This window comes from Micromonospora sp. CA-246542, from assembly GCF_050942905.1.
Lineage (GTDB): Bacteria > Actinomycetota > Actinomycetes > Mycobacteriales > Micromonosporaceae > Micromonospora.
The window spans coordinates 4,391,578-4,414,509 of record NZ_CP192040.1; the positions used below are offsets into that span (position 1 = coordinate 4,391,578).

Annotated in this window: 18 protein-coding genes and 1 pseudogene; 4 read left to right on the forward strand and 15 right to left on the reverse strand. The window is 72.5% G+C overall.

The features are described from left to right. Window positions 1–9: 9 nt before the first annotated feature. From ACQP0N_RS20510 to ACQP0N_RS20540, 7 genes are read right to left on the reverse strand one after another with little or no spacing between them, the layout of a single operon-like run. Complete coding sequence (locus ACQP0N_RS20510; RefSeq protein WP_433113130.1) at window positions 10–1,005, reverse strand: phosphatidylglycerol lysyltransferase domain-containing protein; 996 nt, start codon at window positions 1,003–1,005, stop codon at window positions 10–12. 18 nt (window positions 1,006–1,023) lie between these two features. After that, entirely contained in the window at window positions 1,024–3,948 is a 2,925-nt protein-coding gene (locus tag ACQP0N_RS20515) for an FAD-dependent oxidoreductase (protein ID WP_433113133.1), read from the reverse strand. Next, window positions 3,948–4,463, reverse strand: coding sequence for a hypothetical protein (locus ACQP0N_RS20520; protein ID WP_433113136.1), 516 nt, complete (start codon window positions 4,461–4,463; stop codon window positions 3,948–3,950). Before ACQP0N_RS20520 ends, ACQP0N_RS20515 begins: the two co-directional genes overlap by 1 nt. A gap of 2 nt (window positions 4,464–4,465) precedes the next feature. Next, a complete protein-coding gene (locus ACQP0N_RS20525) occupies window positions 4,466–4,954 on the reverse strand; it encodes a type II toxin-antitoxin system RatA family toxin (RefSeq protein ID WP_433113139.1) in 489 nt (162 codons plus the stop codon). Between the two features lies 1 nt (window position 4,955). Then, window positions 4,956–6,239 carry an aspartate aminotransferase family protein gene (locus tag ACQP0N_RS20530; protein ID WP_433113142.1) on the reverse strand — a complete coding sequence of 428 codons (1,284 nt, stop codon included), beginning with the start codon at window positions 6,237–6,239 and terminating at the stop codon, window positions 4,956–4,958. Between the two features lie 8 nt (window positions 6,240–6,247). Further along, window positions 6,248–7,378, reverse strand: a complete 1,131-nt coding sequence (locus ACQP0N_RS20535; RefSeq protein WP_433113145.1) for an acyl-CoA dehydrogenase family protein — start codon at window positions 7,376–7,378, stop codon at window positions 6,248–6,250. Further along, window positions 7,375–8,913 (reverse strand): aldehyde dehydrogenase family protein, encoded by a 1,539-nt coding sequence (locus ACQP0N_RS20540; RefSeq protein ID WP_433113148.1) that lies wholly within the window; start codon window positions 8,911–8,913, stop codon window positions 7,375–7,377. The genes ACQP0N_RS20535 and ACQP0N_RS20540 overlap by 4 nt, the downstream gene beginning before the upstream one ends. A gap of 231 nt (window positions 8,914–9,144) precedes the next feature. On the opposite strand from ACQP0N_RS20540, the gene ACQP0N_RS20545 reads away from it, so the two are divergent. Beyond that, window positions 9,145–9,594, forward strand: coding sequence for a hypothetical protein (locus tag ACQP0N_RS20545; protein ID WP_433113151.1), 450 nt, complete (start codon window positions 9,145–9,147; stop codon window positions 9,592–9,594). A gap of 38 nt (window positions 9,595–9,632) precedes the next feature. On the opposite strand, the gene ACQP0N_RS20550 is transcribed toward ACQP0N_RS20545, so the two are convergent. The 6 genes and pseudogenes from ACQP0N_RS20550 to ACQP0N_RS20575 all read right to left on the reverse strand — a co-directional run. Then, a complete protein-coding gene (locus ACQP0N_RS20550) occupies window positions 9,633–10,559 on the reverse strand; it encodes a lysophospholipid acyltransferase family protein (RefSeq protein WP_433113154.1) in 927 nt (308 codons plus the stop codon). Window positions 10,560–10,572: 13 nt separating this feature from the next. Then, complete coding sequence (locus ACQP0N_RS20555) at window positions 10,573–12,150, reverse strand: lactate racemase domain-containing protein (RefSeq protein ID WP_433113157.1); 1,578 nt, start codon at window positions 12,148–12,150, stop codon at window positions 10,573–10,575. Window positions 12,151–12,200: 50 nt separating this feature from the next. Further along, on the reverse strand, window positions 12,201–13,460 hold the full coding sequence (locus tag ACQP0N_RS20560; protein WP_433113160.1) for a zinc-dependent alcohol dehydrogenase: 1,260 nt from the start codon (window positions 13,458–13,460) through the stop codon (window positions 12,201–12,203). Then, window positions 13,457–15,781 (reverse strand): HAD-IB family hydrolase, encoded by a 2,325-nt coding sequence (locus ACQP0N_RS20565; protein ID WP_433113163.1) that lies wholly within the window; start codon window positions 15,779–15,781, stop codon window positions 13,457–13,459. Before ACQP0N_RS20565 ends, ACQP0N_RS20560 begins: the two co-directional genes overlap by 4 nt. 68 nt (window positions 15,782–15,849) lie before the next feature. Further along, on the reverse strand, window positions 15,850–16,128 hold the full coding sequence (locus ACQP0N_RS20570; RefSeq protein ID WP_433121910.1) for a hypothetical protein: 279 nt from the start codon (window positions 16,126–16,128) through the stop codon (window positions 15,850–15,852). A 368-nt stretch (window positions 16,129–16,496) separates the two neighbouring features. Further along, a pseudogene (locus tag ACQP0N_RS20575) lies at window positions 16,497–16,742 on the reverse strand (hypothetical protein); the annotation flags it as partial. Between ACQP0N_RS20575 and larB the strand changes: the two are divergent. From larB to ACQP0N_RS20590, 3 genes are read left to right on the forward strand one after another with little or no spacing between them, the layout of a single operon-like run. After that, on the forward strand, window positions 16,723–17,418 hold the full coding sequence (gene larB, locus ACQP0N_RS20580) for a nickel pincer cofactor biosynthesis protein LarB (RefSeq protein ID WP_433113166.1): 696 nt from the start codon (window positions 16,723–16,725) through the stop codon (window positions 17,416–17,418). The pseudogene ACQP0N_RS20575 and the gene larB overlap by 20 nt on opposite strands. Continuing rightward, window positions 17,411–18,721: a nickel pincer cofactor biosynthesis protein LarC gene (larC, locus tag ACQP0N_RS20585; RefSeq protein WP_433113169.1), complete on the forward strand. Its 1,311-nt coding sequence runs from the start codon at window positions 17,411–17,413 to the stop codon at window positions 18,719–18,721. Before larB ends, larC begins: the two co-directional genes overlap by 8 nt. Next, window positions 18,718–20,016: a glycosyltransferase gene (locus ACQP0N_RS20590; protein ID WP_433113172.1), complete on the forward strand. Its 1,299-nt coding sequence runs from the start codon at window positions 18,718–18,720 to the stop codon at window positions 20,014–20,016. The genes larC and ACQP0N_RS20590 overlap by 4 nt, the downstream gene beginning before the upstream one ends. Before the next feature lie 168 nt (window positions 20,017–20,184). Here ACQP0N_RS20590 and ACQP0N_RS20595 read toward each other — a convergent pair whose 3' ends face one another. After that, window positions 20,185–21,537 carry a cation:proton antiporter gene (locus ACQP0N_RS20595; RefSeq protein WP_433113175.1) on the reverse strand — a complete coding sequence of 451 codons (1,353 nt, stop codon included), beginning with the start codon at window positions 21,535–21,537 and terminating at the stop codon, window positions 20,185–20,187. Beyond that, window positions 21,534–22,856 (reverse strand): PLP-dependent aminotransferase family protein, encoded by a 1,323-nt coding sequence (locus tag ACQP0N_RS20600; protein WP_433113178.1) that lies wholly within the window; start codon window positions 22,854–22,856, stop codon window positions 21,534–21,536. Before ACQP0N_RS20600 ends, ACQP0N_RS20595 begins: the two co-directional genes overlap by 4 nt. Window positions 22,857–22,932: the final 76 nt, after the last annotated feature.

Sequence of the window (22,932 nt, forward strand, 5' to 3'; positions counted from 1 at the left end):
GTCGGCCTCTCAGACCGCCCGGGTCAACCGCAGCAACCGCCAGACGGTACGCAGTGACACGCTCGGGTAGAAGCCGACGTACTCGGGCGTCACCCGCGGCTGCCACTTCTCCTTGAACTCGGCCTGGCTGCGGGCCGGGTAGATCCAGTCCCCGTGCTCGGCGATGAACCCGACCAGCCGGTCCGTGCCCCGGTGGCTGCCACCGGCCGGCTGGTGCCCGGGCGACAGCTCCCGGAACGGCGTGAGGCCCAGGTGCAGCCACCGCGCGCCCTCGGCCTGGAAACGCTGCGACGCGACCACGAACGCCAGGTCGACCGCCCCGGGTGGCGCGTCGGGCTCACGGCGCGTGATGTCGTACAGCCAGCCGCTCTCCCGGCCGAACGCCGGGGAGTACGACACGTACGCCACCGGCTCCCCGTCGGACAACGCGAGGAACAGCCGGCGTACGGGATCGTCCTGGCGGGCACGTTCACCGACCAGGAACTCGATCTGCTTGACGTGCCGGCCCTTGTCCGCGAGCCAACGGGCGTCCAGGGCGTCCAGCCGCGCGGCGAGCGCCGCGTCGTACGGCACGTCCCGGCCGGCCTCGACCACGGTGACCCCGGCCCGCCGGGAGCGCGCCAACTTGTTGCGGACCTTCTCGAACTTGCGGCCGCGCAGGCTGAAGCTGTCCAGGTCGATCGAGTACGCCGCGCCGAGCTGACTGAGCTGGTAACCGAACTCGGCGTACAGGTCGAGGTCGTCCGGGGTGAGCTGGACCGCGCACAGCCGCCGGCCCTCCTGCTGCGCCCAGCCGTGGAACGCCCCGAGCAGCCGCTTGCGATCCTCCGGGTCGGCGTAGACGCTGCCCAGTTGCACGGCGTGCCGCCGCCCGGCCGGCCGGTAGGCGATGAACCCGTCGAGACCGGTCACGGTGAAGTGCCGCGTCTCCCTGTTCAGCGCCAGCGCGGCGCTGGAGTGCTGCGCGTGCCGGCGCAGGACGGCCAGGGCGGTCATCGTTTCCATGGCGGCGGCCTCCACCTGTCAGGGAGCGGACGGGTCGTGGCGGGTCGCCGCGCGCCGGCGTGCCCACGCGAGCTGGACAAGATCCACGGCCTCACGCCCGACGGCCGAGGCGGGTTCGCCGCCGGTCACCCGGTGGGCGACGGCACCCACCAGCCGGGGCAGGGTGAGCAGCCGGTCGGCGTCGAGCCGGTCACCCATCACGTCGTCGAGCCGGCCCACGGCCCGGGGGTTGCGCTGGAGGCCGGCGAGGAACGCGTGCTCCATCGCGGTGACCGTGCCGCCCCGGCCGATGTCCTGGCCGTACCAGTAGTTCGGCAACTCGGCCCGGTCCCGGTCCCGGGCCCACCGGGCCAGCCCGGACGACAGCGCCGCCGGCCGCTCCCAGTGCGCCGTGAGCACCGCCGCGAGTGCGCGGGCGTTGCGCAGCGCGTCGTTGATCCCGTGTCCCAGGGTGGCGTCCTTGGCGTGCCCGGCGTCGCCCACCAGGGCCCAGCCCGGCCCGAACGGCTGCCGGAAGAAGGACGGGTACCGCACCACCCGGTGCAGGTCCCCCACCGGCTCGCCGGCGGCGGCGAGGTGGCCCACCTCCGGGCTGACCGACTCGACGTGCCGCAGGAACCCGGCCACCTTCCGACCGGCCAGCTCGCCCTGTAGGCGTTCCGGAGGTTGCGCGATGACCACGAAATCCTCGGGACCGGTGGGCAGGATCGAGACGATGTGCACCCCGATGCGGTGCCACAGCAGCGCCGGCGGGATCCGTACGCCGGTGAAGTACCGCCAGAGCAGGGCCCGTTCGCTGCGCGCCGTCAGGTACTGTCGGGCACCCACCCACCGGGCCACCGACGAGTTACGGCCGTCCGCTCCCACCACCAGCCGCGCCGACACGTCCCGGACCGAACCGTCGGCACGCTGCACGGTCACACCAGTGGCCGCGCCGTCCGCTCCGCGCCGCAGACCGACGACGGCGGTGCCGGTGGAGGTCTTGGCGCCGGCGGCGACCGCCCGGTCCAGCAGGACCTGGTCGAGGACGTCCCGAGGCGGACACAGCCCCGGGTCGTCCGGGTGGCGGAAGTGCAGCTTCACGTCGTCCAGCCGGACCCACACGTCGTGCAGCGGCGGCACGCCCTGCGCGACGACGGTGTCGTACACGCCCTCGATCCGCAGGTCCTCGGTGCCGTGCAGAATGTGCGTGGACAGGGTCGGCGCGGGCAGGTCACCGCGGTCGAACACGGCCACCGACAGACCGGCCGCCGCGAGCCGGGCCGCCAGCGCCGAACCGGCCACCCGGGCTCCCACGATCACGACGTCGACCTGCTGCTCCAGCGCCCGACTCCCGGCCACGACCGAGCCGCCCGTCGCCGCCACCGGCAATTCGGTGGCCGGGCCCGTTGGTTGCGCGGCCGCACCGACCGGCGGCACCGTCGCGGTGGCCGCTGGCTCTGGGGCCGCGGCGGCCGGCAGGTCCGGCGTTGTGGCCGGCCCGGACGCCGCGGAGACCGGCTGCTCCGTTGCCACCGCGACCGGGGGCTGAGTTGGCTCGACGGCCGACGTCGGGTCGGTCGGCGCGACAGGGGTCACGAGGGCGGGTGGGGTTGGCGAGCGGCGGGCGGAGGTGAGCTTGTCGGCCGTGTCCAGCCCGCGCAGGTAGCCGGCCAGCAGCAGATTGCCGATCCGGCCGGTCGGCATCAGGCCCGCGGTGCCGCGCAGCCAGGGCAGCTCCGGCAGCGGCGCGGTCGGGTCGGCCGCCGTCGGATCCGAGCGGTCGGCCAGCCGGGGGGCGAGCAGCTCGGCCGTCAGCGCGGAGAGGGCCAGGCCGTGTCCACACCACGCCCCCGCGAACCACACACCCGGCCGGCCCGGAACCGGACCGACGATCGGCAGCCGGTCGAACGTGGACGCCGTGACGCCGGACCAGAAGTCGGTCACCGGCACGTCCGCCAGCGCCGGAAAGGTCGCGGCGAGTTCGCGGACCAGCCGCTCCCTAACGGCGGCGACACCGCGCTCGTCGACGCGCGGCTCCAGCAGGGCGGGTCCACCGCCGAACAGCAGCCGGCCGCGGGCGGTCATCCGCAGGTAGTTGAAGAACGACCGGCTGTCGATGGCCGCGCCGCGGCCGTCCCAACCGGTCCGCGCCAGCAGGTCGGCGGGTACGGGGCCGGTGCGCAGGACATGGGTACGGATCACCGCGACGTTCCGGGTGAACAGTCCCAGCCCGGTGGTGAAGCCGTCCGTGGTCAGGACCACCCGTCTGGCGCGTACCCGATGTCCCCCGGCCGTCACCGTGACCGGGTCGCCGCCGGTGATCGCGGTGACCGGCGTGTTCTCGGCGATGCGCACCCCGGCGGTGAGCAGCGCCGCCCGGAGGGCCTGGACCAGCAGCCACGGGTTGACCAGCGCCACGTCGGGGTAGCACAACGCGCCGTGGTAGCGGCCGCTGCCCAGGCGCTCGGTGGTGCCGTCGCGGTCCAGGTACGAGGCGTCGAAGCCGAGATCGCGCAGGGTCTGTGCCTGACGTCGGAGCGATCCGGCGTGTGCGGGCGCGGACGCGGCCACGAGTTGGAAACCGTCCGTCAGCTCACAGCCGTCGGGCAGGGCCCCGGCCAACCGCCGCAGCGCGGCGATCCCGTCGAGCGTGGCGGCGAACATGCTCCGGGCGCGGTCCCGCCCGTACCGTTTGACGAGAGTCGTGATCGGACCGCCGACCCCGGGGCCGACGATGCCCGTGCTGTGTCCGCTGGCGCCGGCGCCGACCTCGGTGGCCTCCAGGACCAGGATGTCGCGGGCGGGCAGGTGGTTCGTCAGCTGGTACGCCAGCGCGAGCCCGGCCAGCCCACCTCCGACGATGACGACGGACGCCTCCTCGTCGCCGGCGAGGGCGGGCAGTCGCGCGGCCCGTGGGTCGTCGCGTTGCCAACCGCTCGCCGCGGAGCCCGGCCGGCTCATCAGGCCACCGAGGTGGGTCTCGACGTGGCCGTCGGGACCGGTGCGTCGGCTCGCCCGGCAGGGGCCGACGACGGACGGCCGGTCACCTCGCGCAGCAGCGCGTCGAAGGCGGGCAGACGCTTCGGCTCGAACGGCACGCCGAAGGGCTTGAGCTGGTTGCCGAAGAGCGAGCGGTCACCGAAGAGGTGGATCGGAACCGCCAGCAGCGCCCATTCCGGCCCGATCAGCCAGGCCCAGAGCGCCACCACCAGTCCGGCGCTGAGCAGGCTGTGCATGCTGTTGTAGAGGACGTAGTACGCCTTCGGAATCCGCCCGTCCGGGCTGCGATGGTAGGCGATCGCCCCGGGGATGTAGCCGATCAGGTCGATGTAGAGGAACAGCCCGATCGCCGGCAGCCACCGGATCTCGTCCCAGTGCGCGATGAACAGGCCACTCGCCAGCGCGAGCCCGGCGAACCACTCGGCGCGATGCAGGCGGGCGGTGGTCGGCGTGTCGAACGTGTTCAGCTGGTCCATCGTCAGGCCTTCCCGCTGACGCCGGCCGACGCGGTCGCCAGGACGCCGTCCGGGATGGTCACCGCCGGGAAGAGTCCCCGGAGGACGTGGTGGATCGTCTCGGTGAGGACCCGCTCCGCGACCGGGTCGATGATGCTGGCGAGACTGGGCACACCGAAGTCGAAGCTCGCCACGAACGTCATCGCCACCCCGTCCGGGTCCTGGCGCAGCGTCCACGCGCCGGAGAACTCGTCGAAGTCGCCGTCGATCTGGTCGAACTCGATCGTGAGACGATCGCGGTCCAGGTCGTCGGCCTCGGTCCAGGCCAGGATCCCGTTGCGGAACAGGACCTCCCACGAGCTGACGACCCGTCGTGCGTCGGCCGGCGACTGTACGGTCACCGCCTGGACCACGTCGACCAGGTGCGGGTAGCGCTCGAAATCGACCAGTTGGTCGAACACCGTGCCGCCGTCCCCACCGGGAAGGAATGCCTGAATCTCGACCCGTCGCATGTCAGTGGACCCCCAGCCGGTCTGCTGTCGGATAGCGGTGGCCGAGCGTGCGCAGCGCGCCGTCGAACGCGTCGACCAGGAGGGCGACCTCGTCGCCGGAGAGCACCGCGGGTGGAGTGAGGCGCAGCACGGCGCTGGCGTTCAGCGAGTGGTTCACGATCACCCGGGCGTTGAGGAGTTCGAGGATCGCCTCGCCGGCCAGCCCCGGACCGGCGAACTCCACGCCGATCAGCAGCCCGACCCCGCGTACCTCACGAACCAGGTGCGGGTAGCCGGCGGCCACCGCCCGCAGGCGGGCCAACAACTCGTCGCCGAGCGTCGCCGCGCGCTCGATCAGCCCGTCCTCGGTGGCGGCCGTGATCGCCGCGCGGGTGGCGGCCATCGCGATCGGCGCGCCGGAGAACGTGGACGTGTGCAGGAACGGGTCCTTGTCGAAGGCCTGGAACGCCTCGGCGGTGGCGACTACGGCGGAGACCGGCACGATGCCGCCGGACAGGCTCTTGCCGGCCAGCAGAACGTCCGGTGTCACGCCCTCGCGGAGTGCGCCCCACCAGTGACCGAGGCGGCCGACTCCGGTGAGGATCTCGTCGAGCACCAGGAACGCGCCGTGCTCCCGGCACAGTCGGGACACCTCGCGCAGGTAGCCGGGCGGTGGGATGACCACCCCACCCTCGCCCTGCACCGGTTCCATGATCACGCAGGCCGGCGGCCCGGCGGCCAGCACGGCGCCCAGCGCCTCGGCATCTCCGTACGGAACGTGCGTGGTGTCCGGCAACAGCGGGCGGAACGGGCGCTGGTAGAGGTCCTGCCCGGTGACGGAGAGCGCGCCCATGGTCTTGCCGTGGTAGCCGTTGACGGTCGAGACGAGCCTGCGCCGGCCCTGGACACGGGCCATCTTGATGGCCGCCTCCACGGCCTCCGCGCCGGAGCCCGCGAAGTGCACCCTGGTCAGCCCGGGCGGCGCCACCGCGACGAGCGCGGCCGCGGCCTCGGCCACCGACGGCTCCAGCATCAGTCGGGTGGCTATCGGATGGCTCTGGATCTGCGCGACGACCGCGGCGACCACGGCCGGGTGCCGGGCGCCGTGCAGGAACACGCCGTAGCCGCCCACGTTGAGGAATCGGTCGCCGTCCGAGGTGTACACCCACGCGCCCTCGGAACCGACCTCGACGTGCCCGCCGAACATGTCGCCGAGCTTGGCGCGACCCCGGGACAGGAACCGACGGTAGTTGTTCCGGACCTGCTCCCGTACCTGGTGATCGGTCTCTACGCTGCTGGCTGTCACCACTCCTCCTAGCTGACCACGAGCGGCTGGCCGCCGAACCAGGCCGTCAGTTCCGCGGCGGTGCTCACGCGCGACGGTGGGTGGAAGGCGACCGCGTGCGACGTGGCGGCGAGATAGGCCACCTCGGGCGAGGAGATGAACGCCATCCCACCGAGCAGATCCACCGACCCGCGCACCGCCGTGGCGATCGCGTTCGCGGCGGCGAAGCGCACCACGAGCGCCCGGCCGAGGGCGTCGTTGCCGCCGTCGCCGTCGTCGAGGCTCCGTGCCGCGCCGTCCAACATGATCGCCGCGCCCTGCACGGCGGTCGCCACGTCCGCCCGCTCGGTGACCGGTCCCCGGCCGCTGGTGATGGCGCGCTCGACCAGCGCCGACGCCACCCCCAGGTAACACGCGGTCACCAGGAGCTGGAACCAGACGAACCCGATGGTCTGCAGGTCGTCGAGCTGGCCGTCGAGCGCGACCTCCGGGTAGACGAACAGGTCCGGATGCACCTCGACGTCGTTGAGCAGCACGGCGTCGGACTCGGCGCCGGTGAGCACCGGCGACGCCCAGAAGGGCTCGATCGTGATGCCCGGCGACTCCGCCGGGATGAGCGCCACACCCAGGCGGGTGCCGCCGTCCTCGGTGGGCACCGCGACGCTGGCGGTCAGCAGGTCCATCGAGGCGGAGAGGCTGCACGGGCGCTTCGCTCCGGTGACCCGCCAGTTCTTGCCGTCCCGCCGGGCGGTCATGGTGGGCGTCAGGATGCCGCGACCGGCGTGCCCCTCGGCGAAGCCGGACGCGACCAGCCGCCGATCGGTGGCCACCGCCTCCAGCAGCATCCACTCGAACCCGACGTTCGCCCCGGCCAGGGCCACCAGGCCGGCGACCGAGAACTGGTGCATCGTGGTGGCGACCGCCAGCGACGGCGCCTGGGCGGCCAGGGCGCGGGTGACCCGCACGGTCTGGAGGGCGGACGCGCCGAGCCCTTGGTAGGTCTTGGGCACCACCAGACCCGCGCCCCCCGCCTCCCGGAAGAGGGCGATGCCCGGCCCGCCCGGGCGTTCCAGTTCCATCAGGGGAACCTCGCCGAGCCTCTTGAGCAGGCCCGGAAGCAGCATCTCGCAGGTGTCCCGCTCGGTGTCGAGAAAACTCATGCGGCCAGGCCCTCCCGCTCGGCACGCAGCGGGGAGGCGAGGGCCGCCCGCCGGGGTTGGACGTCGCGGCCGATGCTGATGCCCTGCAGGTGCGACGTACGCAGCATGGGATAGTTGCTCTCGCCCCCCGGGCCGCCGGTCAGGCCGGCGCCACCGTGGGTGGACAGGTACGGGACGAACCCGATGTGCGAGTCGTTGATCTTGAGTAGGCCCCCGTTGTGCACCCGGGCCACGAACTGCTCGACCGTGGACTCGTCGCCGGTCCAGACCGAGTTGCGCAGGGCGTAATCATTGGCGTTGAGGAAGTCGATGACGTCGTCGAGCAGGCCGTCGCCGTGGTCCGGGTCGGGCACCACCACCGGCAGCAGCGGGAAGAAGGTCTCCCGGGCCACCGCCCACACCGCCCGGGCGTCGGCCAGGCCGTTGACCCGCAGAACGGTCGGCTCGACGAACACCCCGGTGGACGAGATCGAGCCGTCCAGCTCCATCCGGTTCCCACCGGCGAGCACCTCGGCGCCGCACTCGGTGGCCTGCTCGACGTACCGGGCGAACTGGTCACTCTTGAGCACCGGTGACAGCAGCACGTCCGGGTCCTCGGGATGACCGGGCCGGATCTTGCGGGCGTGGCTGATCAGGCGGGCCAGCAGACGGTCCGCGATCGCCGGGTGGGCCACCACGTAGTTGGGAACCATGCAGATCTGCCCGGACCCGAAGAAGCTCTCGGTGAGCGCCTCGGCGGCACGGTCGAGATCGGCGTCGTGCCACACCACGCAACCGTCGTTGCCGGCCAACTCCAGGATCGGCTTCTTGCCGCGACGTACCGCCTCCGCGCCGAGCGGGATGCCGAGTTCGCTGCTGCCGAAGTAGAAGATGTCGTCGACGAGCGGGCTGGCCAGGAACTGGTCGAGGATCCGCTTGGGCGGGCCGCAGACCACGTTCAGGGTGCCGGGTGGGGCACCCACCTCGTCGAGGATCGGCGCCACGATCTCGCGCAGCACGAACATCACGCCGTAGGGGCTCCCGCGCGGCGCCTTCACGACGAGCGCGTTGCCGGCGGCGAGCGCGGGCACGCCGAGCAGCGAGTTGACCGCCGCCGCGTTCTGCGGTGGGCTCAGCGCGACCACGCCGTCGGGCTTGCGTACCACCAGTAGACGCCGGTTCGCGTCGTCGTACTCCCGGTGCATCTGCTCCGCGCACAGCCCGATCGTCTCGGGGCTGGTGCCGTGCAGGCACCCGGCCAGCTCCCACTCGGCGAGCGCGCGGGGGTGCCCCTCCTGGACGAGGACCTCCACCACCTCGTCGTGCCGCCGGCGCAGCTCCTCGTGGAGTCGGTGCGCCACCTGGAGGCGTACCCGAAGGGGCATCGCGCCCCAGACGGGCGCCGCCGCCGCGGCGGCCTGGATGGCCTGCTCGACGACGGCATCGTCGGCCACCGCGCAGCGGGCCAGGACGCTGGCGTGGTCGTCGCCGTCGTGGCGACGGCCGCGGTCCAGGTCACGCTTCAGGGAGAGCTGGGGCAGCATGTCGTCGAGCACCGCCGAGGCGCGCAGGCAATGTACCCACTTGTCCGCTGGAACGTCCTGACCTGCGATGTAGGACCCGTACGATCGCAACGTCGCAGCCCCCTCCCATAAGCGAGTCTGTGCTACTAATTCATTAGTCGAGGAACGGTCGAACCATAGATGCCCTCGTTGAAGGGTGTCAACGAACCTTTGAGCAGAGGCAAGATGCCGACACACGACGCGCAAGCGCCCAGGAAGAACCCCATGCGGTGGATTCGGATCGGCTCGGCACTACTGGCGGCGCAGATGCTCGCCCTCGGCGTGCCGGCGTCCGTCGTGCCACGGTGGTTCTTCGACTGGTTCCCGTTCGGCGCGGGTTGGGTGGCCGCCGGTGGCCCGTACAACGAGCACCTGCTGTCCGATCTGGGCTACGCCTACCTGGCGTTTGCGGTCGTCCTCGGGTGGGCGGCCGCGCGGCCGGTGCGGGAGCTGTGTCTCGCCGCAGCGGCCGCGTCGGTTGTCGCGAACACGCCCCACCTGCTGTTCCACCTGGCCCACGCGGGGGCGCTGCCAACCGTCGACAGCGTCGCGGAGAACGCGCTGCTGGCGCTCACCGTCGTGGTGGGACTGGCGGTCTTCTTCGCCGGTTACCGTCTCCCGGCCGGCAACGCCGCCGGGCAGACAATCGCCGATCTCCCGCGCGAGCGGCCGTAGCCCCCACACCGACCGCCCGGACGGGAGTCGTCCGACGGTCAGGATCGGCTGGTCGGCCAGATGCGGCGGGCCGGCCGGCCGTCGGCCGCGGGAAGCGGACGCGTCGACTCCCACAACCGCCGCCACTCGGCGGCCTGCGGCCCGGTGGTGGACGCGATCGCGGCGGCCGGCGCGGTCCGCAGTGAGCGGTACCAGCCGACCTCCTCCTCCACCCACAACCGGCCGATCGCGGCGGACATCCGCTCGTGGAACGCCCGCGCGCCCTCGCCCTCGCGGGGCCACAGTGGTCGGCCGTAGCGCACCACGACCGTGCGCCGGCCGGGCACCGGCCAGTTCCGGCCGCGCGGCATGGCGCCGAACGTGCCCCGCAGCGCGACCGGCACCGCCGGCACGTTGTGCGTGCAGCACAGGTGCGCGGCGCCCAACCGCATGCCGCTCATCCAGCCGTCGGTAGACCTGCTGCTCTCCGGAAAGAGCAGCAGGCTCCAACCGTCGCCGAGCAGCTTGGTGGCGAGGCTGCGTAGCCGCCGGTCACCCTGCCGCTCGATCGGGAAGGCGTTGAACACCAGCGACGTCACGACGGCGCGCCAGCGCGCGTCGAAGAAGTAGTCGGCGGCGGCCCCGACCGCCAGCCGCCGCGCGAACCGACGGGGCACCGAGCCGAGAATCAACGGCGTGTCCAGATGACTCGCGTGGTTGGAGACGAAGACGGCGGGCCCCTGCAAACCGTCGAGGTACTCCGTGCCCCGGACGACCGGATGGGTCTGGGTCCAGGCCACCGACTTGAGCACGCCCCGCTGCAGGCCGAAACGGACCGCCCCCGCCGCCCGGGTGCGGGCCCAGGCGGTGGGGAACTCGGAGCGTTCACGGCGGATCTCGTACGGCTCGGCGGAGCGAGGGGTCGTCGCCCGGCCACGCCAATCGCGGCGGCCGCGCAGCAGCCTCACCTCGTCGATCAGGCGCACGTCGCCTCCCGGGTCATCGGACGTCCGCCAGCGTCACGGGCGGGGCGTGCAGGTAGGTGATGCTCGGGCTCGACCCGACGGTGTCGCGCGCCATCTCCAGCGCGTCGGCGAGCGAGGACGCCGCCCGGAAGCCCATCACCGCCGCCGTCTTCCGGTCGGCGCCCACGAAGATCACGTCGCCGAGGTGCTCCATCGCGTGCGCCCCCCAGTACCACATGTAGAACGGGTGCACGCCGTGGTACGCGTAGCTGGTCCGGTACAGGTGCCGGTACCAGGGGTCCTGCGCGTACTGCTGCTCGTACTTCGCCTCGATCGCCGCCGGGTCGGTGGTCTGCGGCAGGACCTCCTCGAAGAAGTCGATGTAGCTGGGGTGGTGCACGGGGTGGAATTCCTTGGGCATCGGGTGGTAGAAGATGCCGACCCCGCCGCGCCGCACGATGGGCTGGTTGCGGTAGAGGTTGAAGAAGTACCCCAGGCCCAACGACATCACCAGGATCGGGTTCATGATCGAGTTGACGTTGTACGGGCAGATGAAGGGCAGGCCCCACACGCCGATGTCACTCTGACCCTGTACCTCGGTGAGCTGCTGACGGTGCACGTTGGCGAGCGTGAGCGGGTGGACCGAGTCCGGACGGCCCGCGTTGACCCCGGTCACCCCGTACGGCGCGTCGTTGTTCTGCCAGACGCGTCGGCGCAGCTTGGGCGGCGTCAGGTCGTTGGCCCGCTTGGCGGCCAGGTAGGAGAGCTGGTCGCCGATCCCCCACTCCCATTCGCGCTTGTTGAGGAAGCCGACCTGGTTGGGGAACGAGTCGAGGTTGAGGGTGGTCTCGACCGTGAAGACCTTGACCGCCTCGCCCAGCACCTCGGCCATCCGGTCGTACGAGTGGTGCATGGCCGAGTTCGGCGGATCGTTGAAGGAGCGCGAGTGGCGCAGCGTGTGGACGTTGTGGTGGTGGCGCAGACTCCGGTAGGAGCCGAGCCCCACGGTCACCGACTTGCTGCCGCCGCTCATCGCGGTGAGGTTGATGTTGGCGTACACGATGAGATCGCTCTCGGCCGCCCGCCGGTTGATCTCCACGTCCTCGCCGTGCGGGGTGGTGCCGAGGTGCACCAGACCGTCCGGATCCTCGGCGTCATGATTCTTCAGGTGCTTGGGGAAGAACGCCCGGAAGACCCGCTCGCCGACGATCCGCTTCAGCTCGGCCGGCGTCATCCGCCGGTGCAGCGAGTTCGCCGCGATCAGCTCGACGTCGTCCACACCGGCCTCGGCGGCGAGCTCCAGCACGTTCTCGATCACCCGCTGCCGGATGTCCGGTGGGCGCATCTGCGGCAACGGGAGCGACAGGTCGTCGAAGACGATCGTCAGTCGCATCCCGGGGCGGAGCAGGTCGGGCAGCGGCGGCGAGTCCACCGGGTGCAGCAGCGCGCGCTGGATGGCGGCGTCGACGTTGGCGATGGGCGGAAGCGAGTCCGGCGGGTACACCACCCGCGTGCCGAGCGGGAACCGCTCGAGGAGGAAACCCTCCCCCTGGTGGACGAGCAGCGGCGGCGTACGCTCGTCGACCTCGAGCACGAAGCCAGGTCTGCTCATGAATTGTCCTTTCGTCGTTCCGGCTCGTGCGTGTGCGTCGGGCTGCTGGGTCAGTTGCGGCTGGGGTCGAAGGCGACCTTGACGGCGCCCAACTGCCCAGCCTTGGCGGCGTGGCCGAGCGCCTCGCGCCACCGCGACAGCGGGTAGATCGCGTCGACGTAGCCGTCCAGGGGCGCCTCGGCGGCCAGCGCCATGGCCTCGGCGAACGTGCCGCCGACGGGCTCGTCGGCCTCCTGCGCGTCGCCGTCGGGCTCGGCGTTCGGGCTCGCCGCCGCGCTGCCGCTGGAGGCGTACGACCCGACGAGGTTCAGCTCCCGGAACCAGACGGGTGTCAGGTCCACCCCGCCGGAAGGCATCCCGGACAGCAGCACCGTGCCACCGGCCCGGACCAGCCGCAGCGCCATGTCCAGGCCGGCACCGGCCCCGGTGCACTCGAAGGCCACGTCCGCCCCGCCGAGGAGGAAGTCGCCGCCGATCATGGGTTGTTCCAGCGTGCCGCCACAGGCCCGCCGTACCGCGCGGGCCGCACGGGACGGCTGGAACACCTCGGTGGCCCCGAGCTCGCGGGCCCGGGCGTGCTGGTGCGCGTGCTTGGCCACCACGTAGATGGGGCCGGCCTTGGTCAGGGCACGCAGCGCCAGCAGGGTCAGCAGGCCGACCGTGCCGGCACCGACGATCAGCACGGCCGCCCCGGCCGGCACCTGCGCCCGATGGACCGAGTGCACCGCGCAGGCCAGCGGCTCCACGAGCACCGCCCGGCGGTCGTCCATCGTGTCGGGTACGGGATGCAACTGGGCCGCGTGCGCGACCATCTGCCGACCCCAGCCTCCGCCGGTGTCCGTGCAGTAGCCGGTCTGCAGGCCAGCGGAGACACGACCGGCGGTGACCCGGTCGCACCGGCTGTGCTGCCCCGCGACACACCACCGGCAGGGCTCCCCGCCGCGTACGGCGCAGGACAGCACCGGGTCGACCACGACGCGGCTGCCCTTGGGCAGGTTGGGTAGGTCGTCCAGGGTCTCCGCGACCACCTCGTGCCCGGGCACGAAGGGCATCGACACGACCGCTCCGAAGTACGGCGACGAGCGGCCCGTCAGCAGGCTGACGTCCGAGCCGCAGATGCCGGAGAGCAGCGGTCGCAGCCGGGCCCAGTCGCCCGACGGCAGGCTGGGCTCGGCCCGGTGCACCAGGCGCAGGGGCGCCACGTTGCTGGCGAGCACGCCGGACATCCGGCCACCGAGTTTGGTGGAGCTGGCGCCCCGGGCGGCGAGGAAGCGGGGAGTCGACTGGCGGTATTCCAGGGCCGGCATCATCGGGCCGCTCCCCGCGCGCCGGGGCCGGCGGCCGAGGTGGTCAGCTCGACCATGTTCTCGACCGCGCCGACCGTGTGCCCGCCCCACTCCTCGATGCGCCAGTTCTGGCGCTTCGCGTGGCGGTACAGCTTGGGATCGGGGTTGACGGCCACCGGGTTGCCCACCCCCTCGAGAAGTGATCGGTCGGAGAAGCTGTCGCCGTACGCGTACGAGCTGCGCAGGTCCGCGCCGATGTCGTCGGCGTGGTGGCGGAGCCAGGCCAGGCGGGCCTCGCCCACCAACGGCGGTGAGGCCAGGAAGCCGGTCAGGACGCCGTCGCGCACGTGCAACCGGCTCGCGACCACGTCGTCGAAGAGCGGTCGCAGCGATTCGATGAGGATGTCCGCGGTGCCGGTGATCAGGATGGTGCGGTGGCCGGCCGCACGGTGGGCGCGGATCTGCCGGATCGCCTCCGGCAGCGCCCGCCGCAGCAGCGCGTCACCCATCCGCTCACGGATCAGCTCGCGCAGCGCCTCCTCGGAGGCGCCCGCGTACCGCCGCATGAAGGTCCGGATGAATTCGCCCCGGCTGCGCTGCTCGGCGCGCAGGTAGCGCGGCGCGGCGCCGGCGAGCGCGGCGAACTCCTTGGCCCAGCCGCCCCTCGGCCGGTCGGACAGGCGGGCCCACAGGAAGGTCTCGATGAGGTTGGACGCCACCACCGTGCCCTCCAGGTCGAATACCGCCACCGTGTCGCGCCCCTCGGGCAGCGGCCCGCGCCCGCCGGAGCGGGGACGCCGGGTCACCGACTGCCGCAGCAGCGCGGTGATGGCCGGGCAGTGCACCTCCTGGAGGTAGTGCGGCCAGTCCACCTCGGCCACGTCGAAGCTGCCCCGGCTGACCATCTCCTCGGGCACCTGGCGGTGCAGCGCCAGCACGTTGCCGTCGGTGTAGATGGCCTCGACTTCGGTGTAGACCCCGTAGAGGTCGGACAGTCGGCGCAGCGACTCGATCCGCTTGGTCTCCTTGTGCACCTTCGTCATCCAGTCGCGGGTGCGCGGCGAGGCCGGCAGCCGCAGCAGCGCCCGTTCGGCGAGCGAGACGGCACGCTCGCCGGCGCGCAGCCGGCGCTCGATCTGGCTCGCGCCCGGAAAGCGCCAGGTCGGCACCGCGATGTGACCCCGACCTGCCTCCGGCAACGGATGACGACGGAAGTAGTTGCGAATGTTCTCGTCGAGCTGGCGTTGGGTGAGCGGGTTCCGCGCGCCGGTGCCGACGTGGTAGTAGACCGGCGCGGCGGGCTCCGGCTCGACGGCCGCGACCGCCAGCAGGGCGTTGGTGACCAGGTCGATGGGGATGATGTCCACCACCGCGTCGGGCAGGCCGGGAAAGTCCGGAAGCGTGCCGCGCCCGTACGACAGGATGATCGGGTCCACCATCTTGAAGGAGTCGAACCACCCGGGGAACGGATGACGCAGCGCGCTCTGCACGATCGCCGGGCGCACCACGGACAGGCGCAGCCCCTCGTCGCGCGCGTACTGCTCGGCGACCCGCTCCCCCAACGCCTTGGTGAACGTGTAGACGTCCGGCCAGCCGACGCTGTGCGCGCGCAGCCGGCCGTAGTCGACAAGTCGCTCGGTCACCTTGCGGCGCCGCGCCTCCTCAGCGGCCCGCGCCGTCGCCTGCGGGCCGGCCTTGCCGTGCTCGGCGCGGGCCTCGGCCAACAACGCGCGCAGCGCCTCGGGGCGACGGGAAGCGCGCTCCACCTCGGCGCGGGCGGCCCGCGCGGCGGTCAGCTCGGCCTGCCAGTCGACGTCGTGGTCCAGCGGAGCCTCCGGTACCACGCCCTTGCGGGCGCCGGCCACGTACGCCGTGGAGACGTGGACCACGTGCGGACGTCGCGGCAGCGCGACGACCGCGTCGTAGAGGTTGACCAGACCGCCGACGTTGACCTCGAACGCCTCGTCGATCGGCGGATCGAAGGACACGGTGGACGCGCAGTGCAGGACGGCGGTCAGGTCGTCCGGCAGCGCCGGGACCGAGCCGGTGAGATCGCCCTCGAGAACGCTGACCCGCTCGGCCAGCAGCTGCGTGAGCGCCGGCCCGCCGATCCGGCGGCGCAGCGTGCGGAACACCGGCTTGCGCCCCAGCCCGGCGACGCGGTCGGCGCCCGACGTCGCGCCGCGCCCACGCACCAGCACCGTCACCCGGGTGTTGGGGTGGTCGGCGAGCAGCCGCTCCAGCGCTGCCTGCCCGAGGAACCCGGTCACCCCGGTGAGCAGGACGTGGGCACCATCGAGAGACCAGTTCGGCGTGGCGGGTCGGTCACCCGGGTTGTAATTCACCAGATGAGGATAGCGTCAAACGGGCCGCGCGTCAGCCCACCGATTCGCGGAAAAAACGACGCCGCCGGTCAGCGCCAGCGGTCCGGATCGTCGAGCAGCTCGTTCATCGATCCGGACCGGAACGCCTCGACGGTGAGCGGCACGTCGGGGAATCCCGCCGCGCGGATGGCCGCCGCGAGCCCCTTGTCGGCGCGGGCCCGCTCCACGATGGGCGCGTCGACCTCGAGGCGGACGCCGTCGCCCAGGTCACGGACCCGCAGGTCGACCACCCCGTGCGGGTCCAACAGGCGACGGGCGGCCAGCTCGGCCAGTTCCACCCGGGCCAGCCGGGCCGGCGAGATGGGCACCCCGAACGCGATCCGACTGGCCAGGCACGCGGCGGCCGGCTTGGCGGCCGTGTCGAGCCCCAGAGCCCCGCTATCGCGCGTACCGCCGGCTTGTCGAGCCCGAGGTCCGCGAGCGGCGTGCGGGCCGCGCGCTCGGCCGCGGCGGCGATCCCGGGCCGGAAGCCGGCGGCCAGGTCCGAGGCGTTGGTACCCGTCACCACTGTCGTGAATCCGAGCCGGTCGGCCAGCTCGCGCACGGTGTCGATGAGCGTGCTCTTGCAGAAGTAGCACCGGCGCGGGCCGTTCTCGCGGTAGCCCTCGACCTCCAACTCGCGGGTGCCGAGCACGTGGTGCGCCACGCCGAGCCGGGCGCAGAAGTCGCGGGCGGCGGCGACCTCGGCCGCGGGGACAGCGGCCGAAACCGCCGTCACCGCAGCGACATCGGCCGGTTCCAGAGCCCGCGCCGCCGCCGCCACGGCGACGCTGGAGTCCACGCCACCGGAGAATGCGACGAGCGTTTTGCCGTATCGTGTGAATTCCGCGACGAGCTGATCCGCGGCCCCCCAGGCCCATCCATCAGGTCTCACAGCTCGACAGTACTGGAAGGAGCGTGAGGTGTCCGCACCGGAATTCATCGACCTAGGATTCGCACGGATGGACGTGGACCGTCTGTCGCGCACCGGCGACCCCGAAGTGGTGTACGGCGCGGGCAAAACTCCTGAACAGGTGACGGGAGCGATGCGCGCGTTACGCGTCGCCCACCCGGACACCCCGATCCTCGCCACCCGGCTCACCGACGCCGCCATGGCCCGGTGCGCCGACGAGTTCGGCGCCGACGTGGTGGATCCGGTGTCCCGGACCGCGGTGGTGGGCCCCGAGCGCACGCCCGTGGGCACGGTCGCCATCGCCTGCGGCGGCACGAGTGACCTGCCGGTCGCCCGCGAGTGCGCGGCCACCGTGGCCGTCTTCGGGTCCCGGGCGGACCTCGTGGTGGACGTCGGGGTGGCCGGCCTGCACCGGTTGCTCGCCGAGCGGGACCGGATCGCCCGCGCCGACGTGGTGGTGGCCATCGCCGGGATGGAGGCCGCGCTGCCGTCCGTCCTCGGTGGACTGGTCGGCAGCCCGCTGATCGCGGTGCCCACCAGCGTCGGGTACGGCTGGCACCTGGACGGCCTGACGGCCTGGCTCGGCATGCTCAACTCGTGCGCCCCGGGCGTGCTCACCGTCAACGTGGACAACGGCTTCGGCGCGGGCGTCGCCGCCGCCAGGATCGCCCGCCGCACCCCGAGCTGCGCAGACGCGAATGGCTGAGCCGCAGGCGGTTCAGGCAGCACGGACCGCTCTCTGGGTCGACCCCAGCAACGGCGCCGCCGGCGACATGCTGCTGGCGGCGTTGCTCGACGCGGGCGCGAGCCTGTCCGTCGTCGAGCAGGGCGTGGCGCGACTCGCCGTGGAGCCGGTGACACTGAAACTGGAGAGCGTACGCCGACACGGCCTGCGCGCCGCCCATCTGGTCGTCACGGCACCCGACAGCGGCACCCACCGCGACCTGGCCGCGGTGACCGCGATCATCGCCCGGGCGGCACTCCCGTCGGCGGTGCACGACTTCGCGGTCGCCGCCTTCAGCATCCTCGCGCGGGCCGAGGCGCGGGTGCACGGCGTACCCCTGTCGGACATCCACTTCCACGAGGTCGGCGCCCTGGACGCGGTGGTCGACCTGGTCGGATGCGCGCTCGCGCTCGCCGACCTGGGGCTGCTCGATGCTCCGATCCGGATGGTCGGCCCGGTCGCGGTCGGCTCCGGCGTGGTCCGCACCGAGCACGGCCCGATGCCGGTACCCGTGCCCGCCGTCCTGGAGATCCTCTCCGGCGCGGGGGCACCGATCGCCGCCCATCCGGCCGCGATGGAGCTGTGCACGCCGTCGGGCGCCGCCCTGCTCGCCACGCTGGCCACCGGCTGGGGGCCGCCACCGGCGTTGGTGCCCCACGCGGTCGGGGTCGGCGCCGGCACCCGGGACCCGGCCGGCCACCCGAACATCCTGCGGGTGCTGGTGGGCGCCTCGGCGGCCCCGGACTCCGACGCCACGCCCTGGGAGGGCGAACCGCTGCACCGGGTCGACACCACCATCGACGACGTGGACCCGCGGATCTGGCCGGATCTGCTGGAACAGTTGCGGGCCGTGGGCGCGGCGGACGCCTGGTGCACGCCGGTGTTGATGCGCAAGGGCCGACCCGGGCAACTGCTCAGCGTGCTGGCCGCACCGGCGCAGCTCGACCTGGTCTGCCGGCTGGTCTTCACCTACACGGGCACGCTCGGCGTACGGGTGTCCACCGTGCAGCGCCGCCGGCTGCGCCGCGACCAGATCGCCATGCCGTACGGCGACACCGCCGTACGGGTCAAACGCGGCTACCTTGGTGACCGTCTGGTCAGCGTGCAACCCGAGTACGACGACGCCCTGGCGGTCGCCCAGCGCGCCGACGTGCCGGTCGCCCGGGTGCTGGACGAGGTACGCGCGGTGGCCCGCGGCGTCGGCCCGTCGCCGGAGCCCGGTCCGCTCTCGGAGGGCGGTCCGCTCCCGGAGGCCGACCCGCTCCCGAAGGCGACGACCGCGTGATCTGTCTGATGCCGCACTGCGGCTTCCTCTCCGCCACCTCGCGCATGCTGGAGATCTACCGCGCGCTGCGCCAGCGCGGGGTGGCCGCCCGCATCGCCACGCACGGCGGCACCTACGAGCACGTGCTTCGCGACGTCGGCGTCCCGTACGACATCGTCGGTGAGCGGATGACGCCGCAGCGGTGCGAGCGGTTCATCCGCGACGAGATCGGCATGGGATACGTCGGTCAGAGCATGTACACCGACCGGGAGATGCGCGACTACGTCACCGCCGAGACCGAGTACTTCCGCCAACACGACATCCGTACGGTCGTCACCGGCTTCACGCTGACCACCCTGCTGTCGACCCGGCTGGCCGGCGCCCGGCTGGTCACCGAGCACGCCGGCAGTTGGGTACCGCCGCTGTTCGAGCGCGGGATGCTGCCGGCGCCGAGCCAGGCGCACTTCGGCCTGCTGCCGTCGCCGCTGCTGCGGTGGTTGTCCAACTCCCTGCCGTCCCGGGTCGGCTTCTACTGCGGCGGGTTCAACCGGCTGGCGGCCGACCTGGGCGTACCGCGCGTACCCAGCCTCGCCGCGCTCGTCCTCGGCGACCTGGCGCTCATCCCGGAGGTGCCGGAGGTGCTGGGCGTGTCCGCCACGGAGGTGGCCGACTGGCGGCCGGACGGTCGGTCCGGCTATCGGGCGGGCACCCGGCTGCGCTGCGTCGGGCCGCTCTACGCCCGGCTCGACCTGCCGTTGCCGGAGCGGGTCGCCCGTTTCCTCGCCGAGCCGGGGCCGGTCGTCTACGTGGCGGTCAACTCGGCCGAGGTCGGCTTCGTGCGGCGGGTGGTGACGACCATCGCCGCCCTCCCGGTGCGCGTGCTGGTCGCCGGCACCCACCACGACCTGCACGACATGGCCGGCGACCGGGTCATGGTCGGCGGCGTGCTGCCGAGCCACCTGATCATGCCGGAGGTGGACCTGGCGATCACCGCGGGCGGGCAGGGCAGCGTGCAGACCGCGATGGCCGGCGGCACGCCGGTGCTTGGTTTTCCGCTCCAACCGGAGCAGGACCTGAACCTCGCGCTGCTGGAACGGATCGGCGCGGCACGCCTGCTGGCGCCGAGGCACGTGGGCGCGAGGCTGGCGACGCTCGCCGCGGAGATGCTGGCCGACCCGTCCTATCGCGAGGCGGCCAAGCGGGTCCAGCGCTGGTACGCGGCCACCGACGGGCCCGCGAACGCGGCCGAGGCCATCCTCGCCCTGCACGATGCCGGCGAGGCCGACCCCATCGGCCCCGCCGGCGTCCTCGGTTGATCCGTAGGGCCTGTTTCATAAGAACTGGCCGGCCTGCGGCGGGCCCGGACGACGACCGGCGGCGTTGCGGTTTCGTCCGGATACAACACCGGTATCCGGACGAAACCGCGCCTTGCCGGATCGCCGCCCGGACTCCGCCTCGGCTCGACCGCCCTTATGAAACAGGCCCTAGGCGGCCGGTGGGGCGCCCGTGCCCGCCGGTCGAACGGCCGGTCCGGTCGACCACTGCTCCTCGTGGTCGGCCTTGCGCAGGAGTTCGTCGGCGCTGTGCGCGACCCGGGACATCGCCAGGCGCAGCAGCGGGGGCGCCATCATCGACGTGACGATGGCGACGAGGGCGATGATCGTGAAGGTGGCGATGTCCAGGACGCCGAGGCGCAGCCCCACCATGGCGACGACGATCTCGACGACTCCCCGGGCGTTCATGCCGGCGCCGACGGCCAGGGACTCCCAGTGGCCGAGCCGGCTGGATCGCGCACCGAGGTACGCGCCCGTGAACTTGCCGAGGATCGCCGCCGCGAGGACCACGAAGGCGGCGATCGCCACGTCGCGGTCGAGCAGCACGCCGAGGTCCATCCGCAGGCCGGCGGAGGCCAGGAAGATCGGTGCCAGCACGGTGAGCACGACGGTCCGCAGGGGGGCCAGCACCGCCCGCCGATCCCGGATCGCCTGCCCGACGAGGATGCCGGCGACGAACGCGCCGAACACCGCCTCCATGTGCAGTGACTGGGTGATCGCCGCGCCGGCGAGGACGATGATCACGGCCGTGACGATTGTCGGCCCGCTTTCGGTGGACCGGCCGGCGAGCCGCAACGCTCCACTCACCAGCGGCCGGCCGACGACGATCGCGGCGACCACGAACGCCACCAGCAGCAGCAGGGACAGCGCGACCTGACCCGCGCGCACGCCGACGGTCGCCATGGCCGACACGACCGACAACAGGAACCAGCCCACGGCGTCGTCGACCATGCCGGAGGTCATGATCAGCTGCCCGACGTCGCGGTGGATGAGCTTCATGTCCGCCAGCGTCTTGGCGATGACGGGGATCGCCGTCACGCACATGGCGACGGCGAGGAACAGCGCGAACACCGGGCGTTCGGTGGTGTCCGGCACGAGGACGGCCGGTGCCAGGTAACCGATCAGGATGCCGAAGCCGATCGGGATGAGCAGACCGCCCAGGCTGATCCGGAGAGCCGAGGTGCCACGGCGGCGCACGATCCGGGTGTCCAACTCGATGCCGGCCACCCCCACCAGCAGCAGGACGCCGATCTGGGCGACCGCGTCCAGCAGGTGCATCTGCGCCGGGTCGGCGGGGAACAGCCAGTCGTGCACCGCCGGAGCGGCGTGGCCGAGCAGTGACGGCCCGAGCACCACGCCGGCCATCAGCTCGCCGACGATCGGGGGCAGGCCGAACCGCGCCACCAGCCGGCCCAGACCGAGGCCGAGCAGGAGCAGGGACGCGATCTGGACGAGCAGGATCACGACCTGTCCGCCAGCCAGCGGCATGATGGGTGCGTTCATACCGGCCTCATCTCCGTGATCAGGGCCGCCAGTCGATCGAGCCCCTGCTCGATCTGCGGTGGCTCCAGCAGGCTGACCGACAGACGGAGCTGGTGACGTCCACCTCCGTCGGCGTAGAAGTGGTGCATCGGCGTCCACAACACACCGAAGTCGCGGGCGGAGCGCTCCAGCATCGCGTCGTCCACCGCGAACGGCACCGTCACCACGAGGAAGAAGCCCCCACCGGGGGTGTTCCAGGAAACGCCGGCACCCGGCCCGAAGCGCGCGGCCAGGCCGTCCAGCACGTGCCGCAGATTGCGCCGGTACGCGCCAGCCTCGCGCTCGTTCGCGCGGACGAGACTGCAGTCGTGCTCCAGCAACTTGCCGGCGATGATCGCCTGCGCCAGCGGTGAGGTGTTGACGGTCACCATGCTTTTGATCTTGGAAAGCTCGTCGGCCAGCAGGCCCGTTCCCCCGGGGCCGACCACCGGCTGGTCGGCGACCACGTAACCCACCCGGGCGCCGGGCATCCCGGTCTTGGCGAACGAGCCGAGATAGACGACCCGCCGCTCGTCGTCCATGGCCTTGAGCGTGGCCGGGCGGTCGCCACCGGCGTGGAACAGCCCGTACGGGTTGTCCTCGATGATCAGCAGGTCGTGTTCGGCGGCCGCGCGCAGCACCGCCACCCGGGTCTCGGTGTCCAGGCTTGCCCCGGCCGGGTTGGCGAAGTCGGGCACGAGGTACAGCGCGCGGGGGCGCTGCCCCGCCGCCCGGGCGTCGCGCACGACCCGGGCGAGGTCGGCCAGGTCGATGCCGCGCGAGCCGTCCCGCACCGGCAGCGTGGTCATGTCGACGAGCGACGCGGCCCCGCGAATGCCCACGTAGTTCGGCGAGACGGCCAGCAGCACGTCGCGGGGGTCGGTCCGCAACGCCCGCAACACGAGGAACATGCCCTCCTGCGCGCCCACCGTCACCACGACGGACTCCGGGTCGACATCCATCCCCTCGTCGACGGACAGGTTGCGGGCCACCAGGTCGTGCACGATGCCCTTGGTCCGCCCGTACTGCAACAGCGTGCGGTTCACCTGACGTTCGCTCAACCCGTGCTCGTCACGCAGGTGGTCGCAGTAGCGGCGTAGGTACCGATGCACCGCCTCGATCTCGAAGAACTCCTCGTAGGGCCGGCCGGCCGCGAACGACACCGCGTCCGGGAAGCGACCGGCGATCTCGTTGAGGAAGGTCATCGAGTCGAGCACCGGGTCGGCCAGCGAACCGTGCAGGTCGGCCAGCGCGATCGGCGCTCGGGCGCCCACCGTGGTCGTCCCCGACCGGCCGGTCACGGGGACCATCCCGCGAGGGCGTCACCGGACGCCCGGCCCCGCCTCGCCGACACCGGCCCGCCACCGGCCACGGTGG

Excerpts from the sequence above, each read along its gene's own strand:
- ACQP0N_RS20510 (WP_433113130.1), bottom strand. The coding sequence starts at position 1,005 with ATGGAAACGATGACCGCCCTGGCCGTCCTGCGCCGGCACGCGCAGCAC.
- ACQP0N_RS20515 (WP_433113133.1), bottom strand. The coding sequence starts at position 3,948 with ATGAGCCGGCCGGGCTCCGCGGCGAGCGGTTGGCAACGCGACGACCCA.
- ACQP0N_RS20520 (WP_433113136.1), bottom strand. The coding sequence starts at position 4,463 with ATGGACCAGCTGAACACGTTCGACACGCCGACCACCGCCCGCCTGCAT.
- larC (WP_433113169.1), top strand. The coding sequence starts at position 17,411 with ATGGCTGAGCCGCAGGCGGTTCAGGCAGCACGGACCGCTCTCTGGGTC.
- ACQP0N_RS20555 (WP_433113157.1), bottom strand. The coding sequence starts at position 12,150 with ATGAGCAGACCTGGCTTCGTGCTCGAGGTCGACGAGCGTACGCCGCCG.
- ACQP0N_RS20535 (WP_433113145.1), bottom strand. The coding sequence starts at position 7,378 with ATGAGTTTTCTCGACACCGAGCGGGACACCTGCGAGATGCTGCTTCCG.
- ACQP0N_RS20545 (WP_433113151.1), top strand. The coding sequence starts at position 9,145 with ATGCGGTGGATTCGGATCGGCTCGGCACTACTGGCGGCGCAGATGCTC.
- ACQP0N_RS20525 (WP_433113139.1), bottom strand. The coding sequence starts at position 4,954 with ATGCGACGGGTCGAGATTCAGGCATTCCTTCCCGGTGGGGACGGCGGC.
- ACQP0N_RS20595 (WP_433113175.1), bottom strand. The coding sequence starts at position 21,537 with ATGAACGCACCCATCATGCCGCTGGCTGGCGGACAGGTCGTGATCCTG.
- ACQP0N_RS20560 (WP_433113160.1), bottom strand. The coding sequence starts at position 13,460 with ATGATGCCGGCCCTGGAATACCGCCAGTCGACTCCCCGCTTCCTCGCC.